Source organism: uncultured Oxalicibacterium sp. (genome assembly GCF_913776015.1).
Classification (GTDB): domain Bacteria; phylum Pseudomonadota; class Gammaproteobacteria; order Burkholderiales; family Burkholderiaceae_D; genus Oxalicibacterium.
In genome coordinates, this window is sequence record NZ_CAJYMD010000052.1 from 1 (window position 1) to 15,306 (window position 15,306).

The 15,306-nt window shown below is 58.2% G+C and carries 11 protein-coding genes; 3 read left to right on the forward strand and 8 right to left on the reverse strand.

Features of this window, described 5'->3' with window-relative positions; translation table 11 throughout:
• Window positions 1–72: 72 nt before the first annotated feature.
• Window positions 73–1,740, reverse strand: coding sequence for an energy-dependent translational throttle protein EttA (gene ettA / locus QZ725_RS08980; RefSeq protein ID WP_293778673.1), 1,668 nt, complete (start codon window positions 1,738–1,740; stop codon window positions 73–75).
• 247 nt (window positions 1,741–1,987) lie between these two features.
• Here ettA and QZ725_RS08985 point away from each other — a divergent pair, with 247 nt between their 5' ends.
• Entirely contained in the window at window positions 1,988–3,865 is a 1,878-nt protein-coding gene (locus QZ725_RS08985; protein ID WP_293778674.1) for a potassium transporter Kup, read from the forward strand.
• A 404-nt stretch (window positions 3,866–4,269) separates the two neighbouring features.
• Here QZ725_RS08985 and rarD read toward each other — a convergent pair whose 3' ends face one another.
• Together rarD and QZ725_RS08995 are read right to left on the reverse strand one after the other, a co-directional pair.
• The gene (gene rarD / locus QZ725_RS08990; protein ID WP_293778675.1) at window positions 4,270–5,160 is read right to left on the reverse strand and encodes an EamA family transporter RarD; all 891 of its coding nucleotides are present in this window, start codon (window positions 5,158–5,160) and stop codon (window positions 4,270–4,272) included.
• 212 nt (window positions 5,161–5,372) lie between these two features.
• On the reverse strand, window positions 5,373–6,407 hold the full coding sequence (locus QZ725_RS08995; protein WP_293778677.1) for a GGDEF domain-containing protein: 1,035 nt from the start codon (window positions 6,405–6,407) through the stop codon (window positions 5,373–5,375).
• Between the two features lie 406 nt (window positions 6,408–6,813).
• Between QZ725_RS08995 and QZ725_RS09000 the strand changes: the two genes are divergently transcribed.
• The gene (locus QZ725_RS09000; RefSeq protein ID WP_293778680.1) at window positions 6,814–7,017 is read left to right on the forward strand and encodes a cation transporter; all 204 of its coding nucleotides are present in this window, start codon (window positions 6,814–6,816) and stop codon (window positions 7,015–7,017) included.
• 157 nt (window positions 7,018–7,174) lie between these two features.
• On the opposite strand, the gene cueR is transcribed toward QZ725_RS09000, so the two are convergent.
• From cueR to QZ725_RS09025, 5 genes are all read right to left on the reverse strand, one after another.
• Window positions 7,175–7,597, reverse strand: a complete 423-nt coding sequence (cueR, locus tag QZ725_RS09005) for a Cu(I)-responsive transcriptional regulator (RefSeq protein ID WP_293778682.1) — start codon at window positions 7,595–7,597, stop codon at window positions 7,175–7,177.
• A gap of 106 nt (window positions 7,598–7,703) precedes the next feature.
• Window positions 7,704–10,106 carry a heavy metal translocating P-type ATPase gene (locus QZ725_RS09010; RefSeq protein ID WP_293778684.1) on the reverse strand — a complete coding sequence of 801 codons (2,403 nt, stop codon included), beginning with the start codon at window positions 10,104–10,106 and terminating at the stop codon, window positions 7,704–7,706.
• A gap of 157 nt (window positions 10,107–10,263) precedes the next feature.
• Window positions 10,264–11,085, reverse strand: a complete 822-nt coding sequence (locus QZ725_RS09015) for an aldo/keto reductase (RefSeq protein ID WP_293778711.1) — start codon at window positions 11,083–11,085, stop codon at window positions 10,264–10,266.
• Window positions 11,086–11,233: 148 nt separating this feature from the next.
• Window positions 11,234–12,616: an MFS transporter gene (locus tag QZ725_RS09020; protein ID WP_293778686.1), complete on the reverse strand. Its 1,383-nt coding sequence runs from the start codon at window positions 12,614–12,616 to the stop codon at window positions 11,234–11,236.
• Window positions 12,617–13,037: 421 nt separating this feature from the next.
• Entirely contained in the window at window positions 13,038–13,382 is a 345-nt protein-coding gene (locus tag QZ725_RS09025; RefSeq protein ID WP_293778687.1) for a CzcE family metal-binding protein, read from the reverse strand.
• A 268-nt stretch (window positions 13,383–13,650) separates the two neighbouring features.
• On the opposite strand from QZ725_RS09025, the gene QZ725_RS09030 reads away from it, so the two are divergent.
• Window positions 13,651–15,240 carry an ABC transporter substrate-binding protein gene (locus QZ725_RS09030; RefSeq protein WP_293778690.1) on the forward strand — a complete coding sequence of 530 codons (1,590 nt, stop codon included), beginning with the start codon at window positions 13,651–13,653 and terminating at the stop codon, window positions 15,238–15,240.
• Window positions 15,241–15,306 lie beyond the last annotated feature (66 nt).

Here is a 15,306-nt window from a genome sequence, read left to right on the forward strand (position 1 = left end):
GGGTGTATACGTTTTGGAAACAGCCAAACAAAAAGCCGCGAACTTCGCGGCTTTTTGTTTGCGTGATATCGATCAGGTTGTCAGTGGCTTGTAGCGGATACGTTTTGGTTTCGCGCCTTCTTCGCCCAGACGTTTTTTCTTGTCGGCTTCGTATTCCTGATAATTGCCATCGAAGAAAACAACTTGCGAATCACCTTCGAAAGCGAGGATATGCGTGGCGATACGATCGAGGAACCAGCGATCGTGAGAGATCACCATGACGCTGCCGGCGAATTCCAGCAATGCGTCTTCGAGTGCACGCAGGGTTTCCACGTCGAGATCGTTCGACGGTTCATCGAGCAGCAAAACGTTGCCGCCCTTGAGCAGCGTCTTTGCCAGATGCAGACGACCGCGCTCACCGCCGGACAGATTGCCGACGATCTTCTGTTGATCGCCACCCTTGAAGTTGAAGCGGCCAAGGTAAGCGCGCGACGGCATTTCAAAGCGACCGACGCTAAGAATGTCAGCGCCGCCCGAAACATCTTCGAACACGGTCTTGGTATTGGCCAGATCGTCACGTGATTGGTCGACCAGCGACACTTTCGCGGTTTGGCCGATCACGACTTCGCCGCTATCGGGTTTGTCGATGCCGGCAATCATCTTGAACAGCGTCGATTTACCGGCACCGTTTGGGCCGATGATGCCGACGATCGCGCCCGGCGGAATCGTAAACGAGACATTGTCGAGCAGCAGGCGGTCGCCGAAGCCTTTCGAGACATTCTTGAACTCGATGACTTCGTTACCCAGACGTTCGGCGACCGGGATGAAGATTTCCTGGGTCTCGTTACGCTTCTGGTATTCGTATTCGCTCAATTCATTGAAGCGAGCCAGACGTGCCTTGGACTTGGCCTGACGCGCTTTTGGGTTCTGGCGCGCCCATTCCAGCTCCTTGGCCAGTGCTTTCTGGCGTGCGGATTCGGTTGCTTCTTCCTGCTTCAGACGTGCCTGCTTCTGATCCAGCCACGACGAGTAATTGCCTTTCCATGGAATGCCGCTACCGCGATCGAGTTCGAGAATCCATTCGGCAGCATTGTCGAGGAAGTAGCGATCATGGGTGATGCCGACCACGGTGCCCGGGAAGCGTAGCAGGAATTGTTCGAGCCATTCGACCGATTCTGCATCCAGATGGTTGGTCGGTTCGTCGAGCAGCAGCATGTCCGGCTTGGAGAGCAGCAATTTGCACAATGCGACGCGACGTTTTTCACCGCCGGACAGCACGCCGATCTTGGCATCCCATGGCGGCAGGCGCAACGCATCGGCAGCCATTTCGAGCTGCAGGTTCAGGTTGCCGCCATCCGATGCAGCGATGATGGCTTCCAGACGTGCCTGTTCGGCAGCGAGGGCATCAAAGTCGGCATCTTCTTCCGCGTAGGCAGCATAGACGGCATCCAGCTTGGCCTGCGCCTCGAAAGCTTCGCCGAGGCCGGATTCGACTTCCTGACGCACGGTCTTTTCCGGATCGAGTTGTGGTTCCTGCGGTAGATAGCCGATGTTCAGGCCCGGTGCCGGGCGTGCTTCACCCTGAATGTCGGTATCGATACCGGCCATGATCTTGAGCAGCGTCGATTTGCCCGAGCCGTTCAGGCCCAGCACGCCGATCTTGGCGCCAGGGAAGAAAGAAAGCGAGATGTCCTTGAGAATTTGACGCTTGGGCGGGACGATCTTGCCCACGCGGTTCATGGTGTAGACGTAATTGGCCATTGGATTCCGTTTGAAATGAGGCGAGGAAAAGTCGTGCAAGGATAACCGATCGCTGCGGCAATCGGTATCGGCGGCTTCTGGCGAAAAACGGCAACCAGTTTTTGTCGTTTGTAAATACGCGATGAATGGGATGTCTGGCGTTTTACCTTGGCCGCAACAGCCGCCCTGCAGACGACCGGATTTTCTTGCATTATGGAGTGCCTTGGGAATAAGGTGCGAGCCATCCCTTGCTTTCCGGAGTAAGTTCTTGTCCTCATCAGAAAAGAAAAGCGGCATTGCAGCGTTGACGCTGGCAGCCGTCGGTATCGTCTACGGCGACATCGGTACCAGTCCGCTGTACGCAATGAAAGAAGTGTTTGCCGAAGGGCACGGTCTGTCGCTGACAGCCGAAAATGTCCTCGGCGTGGTCTCACTGATCGTGTGGGGCCTCATCATCGTGGTGTCGCTCAAGTATGTGGTGCTGGTGCTGCGCGCCGACAACCGAGGTGAAGGCGGCATCATGGCCTTGCTGTCGCTGGCGCTGTCTTCGGTCGGGCGACAGTCACGCCTGTATTTCCCCCTGATGGTCATGGGCGTGTTCGGCGCAACGCTGTTTTATGGCGACAGCGTGATCACCCCGGCGATTTCCGTGCTCTCCGCTGTCGAGGGCTTGAGTGTGGCCGCGCCGCATTTCGAGCCTTATGTGATGCCGATTGCCGTGGTCGTGCTGGCATTCCTGTTTGCGATCCAGCATCGCGGTACGGCGGGCCTCGGCAAGTGGTTCGGTATCGTCATGGTGATCTGGTTCGCCACGCTGGCGGCGATGGGTGTGGTCAATATCATTGCGATGCCCGGCATCCTGCAATCGCTGAATCCTCTGCATGCACTGCATTTCCTCGAAGGCCATCCGCTGCTCGCCTTCATTGCGCTGGGAGCCATCGTCTTGGCGTTCACGGGTTCGGAAGCGTTGTATGCCGACATGGGCCATTTTGGCAAACGCCCGATTCGTCTCGCCTGGTTCATGGTGGCGTTTCCGGCATTGGGCCTGAATTACATGGGGCAGGGCGCCCTACTGCTGGCCAATCCGGCGGCCGTATCCAATCCCTTCTATCAGCAATTGGGCGAGTGGAGCATTTATCCGCTGGTCGGCCTCGCCACCCTGGCAACCATCATCGCGTCGCAGGCGACGATTTCGGGCGCGTTTTCGATGACCAAGCAAGCCATTGCACTCGGTTTCCTGCCGCGCATGAAGATCGAATACACCTCGGCCAGCGAGATGGGCCAGATTTACGTGCCGGCTGTGAACTGGTTTCTGATGATCGTGGTGATGTTGGCTGTGATCGGCTTTGGTTCATCGTCGAATCTGGCCGCTGCCTACGGTATCGCCGTGACGGCGACCATGACGGTGACGACGGTGCTGACCTTCTTCGTGATTCGCTATCGCTGGAAGTACAACCTGCTGCTGTGCGTGCTGGCGACCGGTTTCTTCCTGCTGATCGACGTCAGCCTGCTGTCGGCCAATATGCTCAAGCTGCTGCATGGCGGCTGGTTCCCGCTGTTGCTGGCGACCGTGCTCTTCATCATGATGCTGACCTGGAAACGCGGTCGCGAACTGGTCGTGGAAAACCTGCAAAAGCATGCGATCCCGCTAGAGGATTTCCTGATTTCGCTGTTCGTTGCACCGCCGACCCGCGTACCGGGTACTGCCATCTTCATGCGCAGCGAGTCGGATGGCGTACCGCATGCGATGCTGCACAACCTGTTGCACAACAAGATCCTGCACGAGCGCGTGGTATTCCTGACCGTGAACATGATGGAACTGCCTTACGTGGCCTCCGACGAGCAGGTTCGCGTGCAGAATCTCGGCAACGATTGTTATCAGATGTATGTGAATTACGGTTTCAAGGACACACCCGACATTCCGTGGGCGATGGAACTGGCGAGCCATCAGGGGCTGGAATTCGACATGATGGAAACTTCGTTCTTCATCGCCCGCCAGACCGTGGTGCCGAATCCCGAACGCGGCATGGCCTTGTGGCGCGAGCATCTGTTCGTGACCATGATGCGGCATGCACGCGATGCAGCTGACTACTATCAGATTCCGTCTAATCGCGTGATCGAGTTGGGTACGAAGATTGAGATTTGATTGATGAGGTTATGGGCGTTATCAGAAAAGTTGCGCCACTTCTGGAGGTGATGGCGTGATTTCTTCGGAGAGGCGTGCCGGGGGTAGCCCGGCGGCTACTCACTTTTCTTGTCTCGCCAAGAAAAGTAAGCAAAAGAAGGCGACAGCAGGCACACAGCCCTTCGGGTTCCCGCTGCCGCGCCCAAATTGGGAAACGGGCGAAACGCGCACTACGTGCTCAGACAACGCCTGTTTCTGATCTGATTTGCACGCATCATCATCGGCTGTGTACATGCGGAATCTGCCTGATGTGGCGCATGGTTGTGTCATGCCACGGGTGAATTTGCAAAATAAAAAGCGACGATCATGCTACATGACCGTCGCTTTTTGGTTGATGGGCAACATGTGAATGTTCCCCGTGTTTTCTATTTCACGATCACGACTTTTTTCCTGCCGTAACTGTTCCAGAGTCCATCGACCGAATACAGCGCCAGCGCAATCCAGATCGCCACGAAACCCATCAGGCGCGCGCCGCCGAAGGGTTCGTGATACAGCCAGATGCCGAAGATCAGTTGCAGCGATGGTGTGATGTATTGCAGCAGTCCCATCGTCGATAGCGGCACCATGCGCGCAGCTGCACCGAACAGCAGGAGCGGAATTGCCGTGATCGGTCCGGCGGCAACCATCAGCCATTGCGTGCTGGTGGAAGCATCGACAAAACCGTGTGCCCCCTGTGCTGTCATGATCGTCAATGAAATGGCGGCGATTGGAAATAGAACCAGTGTTTCCAGCGACAAACCTTCCAGCGTGCCGAGCGCAGCGGTCTTGCGCAGCAGACCGTAGAGTCCGAAGGTGATGCCGAGCAGCAGGCTGACCCACGGAGGATGACCGCTTTGCCACGTCAACCACAGCACGCCGACGGCAGCCATTGCCACCGCCATCCATTGCAGCTTGCGCAGTCGTTCGCCGAGCACGATGGAACCCAGTAGCACGTTGACGAGCGGCGTCATGAAGTAACCAAGGCTGGCATCGACCACGCGATCGTGGTTGACGGCCCAGATATAGAGAAACCAGTTGCTCGACAAGAGTAATGCACTAGCCGTGAAACCGGCCAACACTCTTGGCTGATGCAACACGGGTTTCAACCACGCCCACTGACGACGCACGGTTAATACCAGCATCAGGAACAGTAGTGCCCATACCATGCGGTACAGCAGTACTTCAAGCGGCGGTATTTCCTGCAGCGACTTGAAGTAAATGGGGAACATGCCCCATGTCATGTAGGCGCACAGGGCGTAGAGGATGCCAGGATTCATGGCGGTAGGCGAAGATCGGTGAATACCGCGACGAAGGGCGGCGCGGCAGAAGCACGATTATCCTCGCATTCGATGAAACCTGCCGACAGTTGGTTAGCAACAAAAGAAGGGCTGATATTGGCCGGTCTTGTGCGATAACGTCTTGAGCTGATACCGGCGCTTGCTGCCGGTGTTGTCGCGCACGTTTGTGTTCCGCTTTCCTGAAAGAAGCGTCAGAAAAAAATCTCGACAGAGGATTCGTTCTGTTTGCCGAGATCAATCACGCCTTTCTTGACGAGGTCGTCGTAATGGCAAACGCGATTGCGACCGGTTTCCTTGGCGTGATAAAGCGCCTGATCGGCGTGGCCGAGAATCACAACCGGCGTTTCCGGTGTGATGGCGGCAAAGCCGAGGCTGACCGTGATCTGGCCAACTTGCGGGAAATGATGCTTTTCGACATTCATGCGGAAGCGTTCGAACACCATATGCGCATCTTCCAGCGTGGTGGCACGCAGCAGGATAACGAATTCCTCGCCGCCGAAGCGGAAGATACGGTCCTGCGCGCGGAAGGAGGCTCGCAGGATGTTGGCGACCAGAATCAGTACTTCATCGCCATACAGATGGCCGAACACGTCATTGACGCGCTTGAAGTGATCGATATCGACGACTGCCAGCCATTGCGATTTATTCTCATGCGCCTGGCGGCGATCATTCTTGTCGGCCGGTTCATTGAGCTTGCTGTTGGCCAGGCGGGCAAAACGTTCATCGAAGGTTTTGCGATTGAGAAGACCGGTCAGTGAATCGCGTTCGCTGTATTCGAGCAGACTTTGATAATTGCGGTAGACGCTCAGAATGCCTTCCATGACTTGCAGTGTGTGCATGCTGAACGGCTTGTCGTGGACGATTTCGAGACAGGTCGATACCTTGTCGTTTTGCCAGATCGGTACCCACAGCGAACGATGGCCGTCCGTACGCACTTCTTCGTAACGGCTTTTGCGTTGCGCGATGCAGGTCACTAGCGATGGGTAGGCAACGATCGGCTCGCCGACATCGGACGAGATGAATTCGTTATCCATCGTGTAGACCTTGCCGGCGGCAATCCAAACGCGGGGGCGGACCATGAGTTCGCCACGCGTCTGGAACAGTTCCAGCGCGCGCGCCTCGCTGACACCAACCATGTTGATCAGTGCGCTCATGACGGAAATATCGAGAAGATCGTGGTCGCGATGACCGGTTATCTCCACCAGATGATCCAGCAGAGATTCCATTTTGAGGGGTTCGGAATTACTCACAGCGTGGTCCATGTCAATATCGTCAACAGGCATTGCTGCCATACCCTTGTCCTGCAAGGCTTGTCCGGCAATCGATCTTATCGGAATCGAATATCGTAGCGTTGCTTCCTGCAAGCAGGAAACCTTATTTGACCTTTTCACCCCATCCTGTCGCGGTCATGTGGCGAAAGTCATGTCGGGTCCCAGAACTGGCGGCGATTTGCACAATTTCGGTGCAAATTTCATAATCGAAGCCGTACAGATCGTGTAATTGACAGCAAGCAATAGTCGGGCCAAAGGCTTTTATTGCCGAGAATGCGTCGCATGCCTTTCACGTCGCGCGAGCTTGACCTTGTCATGATGGGAAGGCTTATCCTGCAGGCAGATCGAAAAAGGAGAAATCATGATCACGTTGAAAGTCGAAAACATGAGTTGCGGCCATTGCGTCAATGCGGTGACCAAGGCGGTTCAGGCGGTGGATGCGCAGGCGAGTGTGGCAGTTGATCTGGCGACCAAAACCGTGCAAGTGACGTCGGATGCCTCGCGTGAGCAAGTGGTAGCGGCGATTCAGGAAGCGGGTTATCCAGTGGTGGGCAATGCTGTCTGATGTGAAGCAGGACGCATTAATCTGCGGTATCAACCAGATGCAGCAATGAAAACGGGCCGACAGGCCCGTTTTCGCGTGATGGGTGCCAGACTTTCTTCTGCAAGATAGGTCAGTATCTCAGTGAGATGCGCACTTAGGAGAGTGTATTTGTAAGTGCCTACTTTCCGCCAGATGCACAGCAATCAGCAGGTTCCGCCGTTTCGAGTCCACGCAAAATCGGGCACTCAGCACGGTCATCGCCACTGCATGAGCGTGCCAGATCGGCCAGGGTGTCGCGCATTTCAGTGAGTTCGACGATGCGCTTGTCGAGTTCCGCCACGTGTTCGAGGGCGATCGCCTTCACATCCGCGCTGGCACGCTGCGCGTCCTGCCAGAGCGAGAGCAGGGTACGAATCTGTTCGAGCGAAAATCCCAGTGAACGCGCACGCTTGATGAAGCGCAGCGTGTGCAGATACTTGTCGTGATAGACGCGATAGCCGGCTTGCGTACGCGCACCCGGCGGGATCAGCCCGATGGCTTCGTAGTGGCGGATCATCTTGGCCGATATGCCGGAAGCAGCGGCGGCCTGACCGATATTCATGGTAACTCCTCCAGAGCGAGGCGATAAGTGTAGCGCGCAATGCATGACGACACCGGCCAGGCATCGCGTGGCAGCAGATTGGCTGCGTGTTTGGCGGTTCACGCGCTCAAGCTTGCGGTTTCCAGCGTCGCAGTAGCAGCGCATTGCTGATCACGCTGACCGAGCTGAACGCCATTGCAGCCCCGGCAAACATCGGATTGAGTAGACCGAATGCAGCCAGCGGAATGCCGATCACGTTGTAGATGAAGGCCCAGAACAGGTTCTGGCGAATCTTGTTCCAGGTACGGCGCGAGATATCGATGGCATCGGCCACCAGCGCCGGATCGCCGCGCATGAGCGTGATGCCGGCGGCGTGCATCGCGACATCGGTGCCGGTAGACATGGCGATGCCGACGTTGGCTGCGGCCAAGGCTGGCGCATCGTTGATTCCATCACCGACCATGGCAACGATGCGATCGTGTTGCTGGAGTTCGGCGATTTTTGCGGTTTTTTCGGCAGGCAGCACGTGCGCGATCACGCGTTTAATGCCGAGCGCTTGGCCAACCGCATCGGCGTTGCCCTGGTTATCGCCGCTCAACAGAACGGTATCCACATGCAGTGCGTGCAGGCGTGTGACGGCGCGCGCCGCACTCGGCTTGATCGTATCGCTGGCGGTGATGAAGCCCAGTACCTGCGATGACGGCGTCAGGCGCGCGACCCATGACAGACTGCGACCGTTGCGCTCCAGAACCTGTGCATCCGCGGCTGCTTTGACATCGAGGGCAATGCCGTTTTCCTGCAACAGGCGCGACGTGCCAAGCAGGTATTGTTCACCCTCGATGCTGGCACGCAAGCCCAAACCGGCCAATGCGCGCACGTCGGTCGCTTCGCGCATCGCGATGCGGCGTTCCTCGGCGTGCTGCAGCACGGCGCGGCCAAACGGGTGTTCGCTGCCACGCTGGATGGCAGCTGCCAGTTGCAGCAAGGCTTCCTCGGCGATGCCGTAAGCCTGTACTTCCGCTACGCGCGCCTTGCCTTCGGTCAGGGTGCCGGTCTTGTCGAACACCACTGTTTGTACGCGATGCAGGACTTCCAGCGCTTCCGCATCCTTGATCAGAATGCCATAACGTGCGGCGACGCCGGTGCCGGCCATGATGGCAGTTGGCGTGGCGAGCCCCAGTGCGCACGGGCAGGCAATCACGAGTACGGTCACGGCGTTGAGGATGGCGGTTTCCGTGCTGGCACCTGCCAGCCACCAGCCGATCAGTGTAATTGCAGCGATACCCAGTACGACCGGCACGAAGATCGCGCTGACGCGATCGACCAGTCGCTGGATCGGTGCCTTGGCCGATTGTGCGTTTTCCACCATACGGATGATGCGTGCCAGTGTGGTTTCAGCACCAATGGCTTCGGTCTTTACCAGCAGCATGCCATCGGCATTGATCGAGGCACCCGTGACACGATCGCCCACATCCTTGGCGACCGGCATGCTTTCGCCGGTGATCAACGATTCATCGACATGGCTGCTGCCCTCGACGATGCAGCCATCGACGGCAATGCGTTCGCCGGGACGCACGATGACCAGATCGCCGATACGAACCGTATCGATTGCCACGTCCACATCGCTGCCATCGCGTCGTACGCGTGCCGTATCGGGCCGCAATTGTTGCAACGCGCGGATCGCCGAGGCCGTCTGTTTCTTGGCGCGCGCTTCCAGCCATTTGCCCAGCAGAATCAGCGTGATAACGACTACCGACGCTTCGAAATACAGATGCGGAACATGGCCTTCATGCGCGGTCAGCAAGAGATAGATGCTCAGACCGTAAGCGGAGCTGGTGCCCAGTGCCACCAGCAAATCCATGTTGCCGGTACCGGCTTTCACTGCGTGCCAGCCGGCGCGATAGAAGCGCGCGCCCAGCCAGAATTGCACCGGTGTCGCGATCAGCCATTGCAACCAGCCGTTGGGCATCCAGTGCACGCCAAAGGGTTGCAGCAGCATGGGTGCAACCAGCGGCACGGCCAGCAAGGCTGAAAGCGCGACTGGCCACCATTCATGCGTGCTGGAAGCGGATGTTTTTTCACTGTCGTGCGATGAGGTAGTTGGCGTGGCGTGATAACCGGCCTCGGTCACGGCCGCCGCCAGCATCGCCGCCGTGGTGCCGGGCACGACCTGTACACGTGCCTGTTCGGTCGCCAGATTGACGCTGACGTCCAGTACGCCGTCGACCTTGCGCAACGCCTTTTCGACGCGACCCACGCAGGAACCGCACGTCATGTCGCCGACTTGCAGAAGCACTTCCTCGGTCGGCACATCGTAACCGGCATCGACAATCGCCTTGCGTACGGTGGCAAGGTCGAGTTGCGGCGAGCCTTCGATTGCCAGCGAGTCGGTTGCCAGATTGACGCTGGCGCTTTGTACGCCATCCACCTTGCTCGCAGCTTTTTCCACACGTGTCGCGCAAGAGGCACACGTCATGCCGTCAACGGCAAGCACGAAACGACGAAAGGCAGGTGAAACGGGCGCGGACATGGCAATTTCTCCGATAGCGAAGGATCAGTGGCACAAGATGATCACATTGCATCCCGGCGAGGTATTGCCGGTTGCAACATGGTTTGACCACAGTATCGACCTTCTCCCCGTGGGAAGGTCAAGCGCGCTGCGCCATGACGCCGTTATTGGCGTTGCATCATGCGCGCAAATCGGATGCGTGGCGTTTCCAGAAAGCTGCATCCGGCAATGGGCCGAAACCGGCGCGTGCATTGTCGGCCATGTGTTCGGGGCGACTGGTGCCGGGAATGGCGCAGGTAACGGCTGGATGGCTGAGTGTGAACTTCAGCAGGATTTGCGCCCAGCTGGTGCAGGCCAGATCGCCGGCCCACGCGGGTAGTGGCTTGTCGCGCAATGTACGCAACAGACCGCCGCCCCCGAAAGGCTGATTGACGATGACAGCCACGCCACGATCAGCTGCCAGTGGCAGCAGGCGCTGTTCGGCCGCGCGGTCATCGATCGAATAATTGATCTGCAGGAAATCCAGTTCTTCTGCGCGGAGTACTGCTTCGACCTCGGCGAAGGCACTGGGGGTGTAGTGGGTGATGCCCAGATAGCGAATGCGGCCCGCGCTTTTCCATTCGCGCAGTGTGGCCAGATGCGTGCGCCAGTCCACCAGATTGTGGATCTGCATGAGGTCGATGGTACTGGTGCGCAAATGGGCAAACGAGCGTTCCATCTGTTCGATACCGGCTTCCCGGCCACGGGTCCAGACCTTGGTGGCGAGAAAAGGTCTGGCAGCACCCATGCTTGCAGCCAGCAGCTCACCCGTGGTCTGTTCGGCACGGCCGTACATCGGCGAACTGTCGATCACGCGCCCACCAGCGGCGAACAGGGCCTGCAATACGCCTGGCAAGCGCTGGTACTCGGCGCTGCCAGGCGCATGGTCGAAACCGATCCAGGTGCCGCAGCCGATGACGGGCAAGACTTCTCCCGTCGCGGGAATCGCCCTTGTGAGCATGGGTGCGTTGCTCGTGACGGCAGATTGGGTATGGCCGCGCAATGGCAAGGCAGCAGTGCCTGCGATTGCTGATAAAGCGGCTAAGCGCCGTAGTGCGTCGCGGCGTGTCAGGTCGGTAGAAAACTTCTGCATGTGAACTCCTTTTCGATCAGGAAGGAAAGGCGGCATCGGTCGATGTCCTCGATGCATGAGTCGACGTGGCATTACGGGCATGCAGTTGCTGCTCCTGCCGTCGCGCAAGCCAGACAGAAAGCGCTGCCCATAATCCTGCCAGCGGCACGGCAAGCAGGGCCAGGCCGGCAAAACCGACGCCCACCATGCCCAGGCCGGCCGAGATCCAGCCGCTTAGGGCATCACCACCGCGATAGACCACGGTTTCAATAGCATTTTTTGCCTTGTACTTGGCTTCACGTGCGACCACGGTGAACAGCACTTCGCGCGCCGGCCGTGCGATCGCGTAATCGAAGGCGCGGCGCAATGCCTGTGCGGCAGCCAGAACCCATATCGTTGGTGACAGCGCGACCGCCATGAATGCCAGTGCCGATGCCAACGGCAAAACCAGCAGTGCCTTGGCCAAGCCGAAGTGGCGGATGAATCGTCCGGTTATGCATAGCTGCAGGAACAGGGTAAAGCTGGACACGCCGAGATCAACCAGTGCGAAGAAACGCGTACGCGATGCGGTATCCGCGAAGGAGGACGCGACGATGCGTCCCTGTTCGAAATACAAAAAGGTGGAGGCGGCCGTATGCAGCAGCAAATAGCCGCACAAGCCCAGCAGATAAGGCGAACGTACGATAAGACCAAGACCGGCAAAGACGTTGCCGCCAATTGCACGTGTAGCGTGATCATCTTTTGGCGCTGGTGTGGAGTTGGCATCGTCATGCGCATTGGCGCATGGCAGTGCGGCTGATCGCGGCATGAGTCGGTAGAAACATTGCAGCGCAATCTCCAGCATCAGAGCCGCGACCAGCGTCAGGGCAACAGGCCCGAGTGCCGTTACCAGCGTGGCGGCCAGTGCCGGGCCGACGAAAGTCCCTGCCGTGCCACCCGCCGCGATAAAGCCGAACAGGCGACGGCCCTGTGCGTTGCTGAAACAGTCCGCCAGCACGCTCCAGAAAATGCTGATGACGAACAGATTGAATACGCTAATCCAGACGAAGAACACACGTGCCACCCACATGCCTTGCACGTCGGCGGCGATCAGCACACAAAAGCACAGGATGCTTGCCGTGAAGAAGCGATAGGCGATGGGGACGAAGCGGCGTGGTGGGAAGCGTGCCACCAGCATGCCAAACAGCGGCACCAGCGTCAGCATGGCGAGGAAGGTTGCCGTGAACAGCCATTGCAGTTCTTCCTCCCCGCCCGCCAGGCCCATCGCATCGCGCAAGGGGCGCAGCAAGTAATAACCGCCAAGCAGGCAAAAGAACCACGTGAAGCCGAGTAGCGTTGCGCGCATCTCTTGCGGCGCGATGTCAACGAAGCGCCCGAGAAAGCGATGCAGCACAGCAAGTGTTTGCTTGGAAGCAGGCATATCGTCGGGGCACAGGATTGAAGGCGGGCAAACGGACCAGAGGCAGTGCTGCATGCATCGACTGCGCTGCATCAGATCAGTGGACCAGTGAAATGCGCGAGCGTTCCGATGAGCTTTGTGGTGCGCTATTTGCGCGAGTCGAGGCGATTGCTTTTTGCCGAGGCTTTTCCCGGTTTGCCATACCTTCTGTCAGAGAAGGTATGGCACGTAGAATGATAGTAATCGCGCCTTGATTTTTCCTGACTCATGCAGATGAGTATCGCGTTGCTGAGACTGCCGATGCGTGTAAGCCTGCTTCAGGCAAGGATAGTAAAGGTCACTGCCATTCAGACCATCATCTTGTGACACGGTTGAGCAGGGCACAATCTTCGATTCTGGAAGACGGTGACCTGTGCAATGTATTGCTGCATGTCGGACCGATTTACTCCAGCCCGCTACCGCGATAGCGCGGATCCGGCGACACATAGGCGGTCACGCGATGGTCGAGAATGCCTGCCGGGGCCACTTCATTGAGATCGAAGTGCGAAATCGTGGTGCCGACGTAGAAATCCCAGGCGAACATCTTGTCGCCCACGATGAAGTTCACGATTTCGCCACCTTCCACATTGACCCAGCGGGTTTCGGGAGTGATGACGATGCTGCGCTGGGCAGCGGCGGAAGGGGCCGGATTGCCGTAGAGCTCCACGCGTGGCGGCGAAGCGCAGCCGGTTGCGAGCGCAAGGGTGGCGGTGATCAGCAGGGCGGCGGGCAAGAAGGCAAGGCGCATGGCAGGCTCCACATGGGCAGGTTGATGTTTGCGTCAGTACGTCTATGACTATGGCATGCACGACGAAGTGCCCGAGCACAAACACGATCGATACTTTACAGTACACCCTTGTTCGCCGATGCGCAGTGCTGACGCTCAAAGGCGCGTTAGACAATTTTGCGATGATATTTCCACGTGACATCCAGAGGCTGGGCATGTGGATGCGGCGAGAGGTGCCGATTCATGCGCTGCCATGCGCGAACGGGCTTTATCGATTCAGGGAGAAAAAATGTTCGGATTCAGGCGCAAGCTGGCAGGCGCAACGCTGACGATAGCGTTGTCGCTGTTTGCCATGGTGCCGTCCGCGCAGGCCGCATCCTTGCGCATCGGGCTGGCAGCCGATGTGTCTTCGCTCGATCCGCATTATCTGAACATCGCACCCAATGTCGGCATGTCTGCCCATTTCTTCGATGCGCTCGTCAATATCGATGCCAATGGCCAACTGATTCCGGGTCTGGCGACGGCATGGCGCGCCGTCGACGCCACGACGTGGGAATTCACGTTGCGGCGTGGCGTGAAATTCCACGACGGTTCCGAGTTCACTGCCGAGGATGTGATTTTTTCGCTGGATCGTCCCGCCACGCTGACGCGCAGCCCCGGCCCGTTCACCGCCTATACCAAGCAGATCGTTGCCAAGCAGATTGTCGATCCATACACGGTGCGCCTGAAGACGGCGACGCCCTACGGTCCGATGGCGCTCGACGTCAGTGCGATTTACATCGTCTCGAAAAAGGCTGCACAACAGGCGACTACCGCCGATTTCAACAGCGGCAAGGCATTGATCGGTACCGGACCGTACAAGCTGGCGCGCTTTCGTCGTGGTGACCGCATCGAAGTCGTGCGCAATGACGATTACTGGGGTGCGAAATCCGACTGGGACAAGGTGACCTTCCGCATCATCGCCAGCTCGGCCTCGCGTCTGGCGGCATTGCTGTCCGGCGATGTGGATGCAATCGAAGCGGTACCGACGGCCGATCTATCGCGCTTGCGGCGTAGCGACAAGTTTCGCTTCGCCCAAAAAATCTCATGGCGCACGATTTTCTGGCATGTCGATCAGCGGGCCGCCCCATCGCCTTATGTGACCGATCTGGCCGGCAAGCCGCTGGCGACCAATCCCTTGCAGGATGTGCGCGTGCGCAAGGCCATCTCGCTGGCGATCAATCGCAAGGCGCTGGTCGAACGCACGATGGAGGGGTTGGCGGTACCGGCGTCGAATATCGTTGCGCCCGGCCTCGTCGGCTATAACGCGGCGTTGCCGGTCGACACCTATGATCCCGAAGCTGCAAGGAAACTGCTGGCCGAAGCCGGTTATCCCGATGGGTTTGCCATGACCATTCACGGTCCCAATGACCGTTACATCAATGACGAGCAGGTCGTGCAGACCATGGCGCAGTTTCTCAATCGCATCGGTATTCGCACCCGTGTCGAAACGCTGCCACTGTCGGTCTACTTTGCGCGCGCGCGCAAAGGCGAGTTCAGCATGGCCTTGCTCGGCTGGGGCACACTGGCCGGCGACTTCGGCTTGCGCACGCTGGTTGGTACACCGAATCCCGCGATTGGCTGGGGCACATGGAACTGGGGCAAGTACAGCAATCCCGAAGTGGACAAGCTGATTGCGGCATCGTTGGGGTCGGTCGATCAAGGCAAGCGCAATGGTTTCGCGCAGCAGGCGATGGCACTGGCACTCACGCAATACGCGGTCGTGCCCTTGCATCATCAGTACGCAACCTGGGGCATGCGGCAAGGCTTGACGTACACGGCGCGTACTGATGAATTCACGTTCGCGCATCAGTTCCGCGCAGTGAAGGAGGGCGAATGAACATCCTTGTTCACCAGCCTGCTGATGTGCATCTCGTTGCATGCCATGACGTGGGCTGTCACTCGC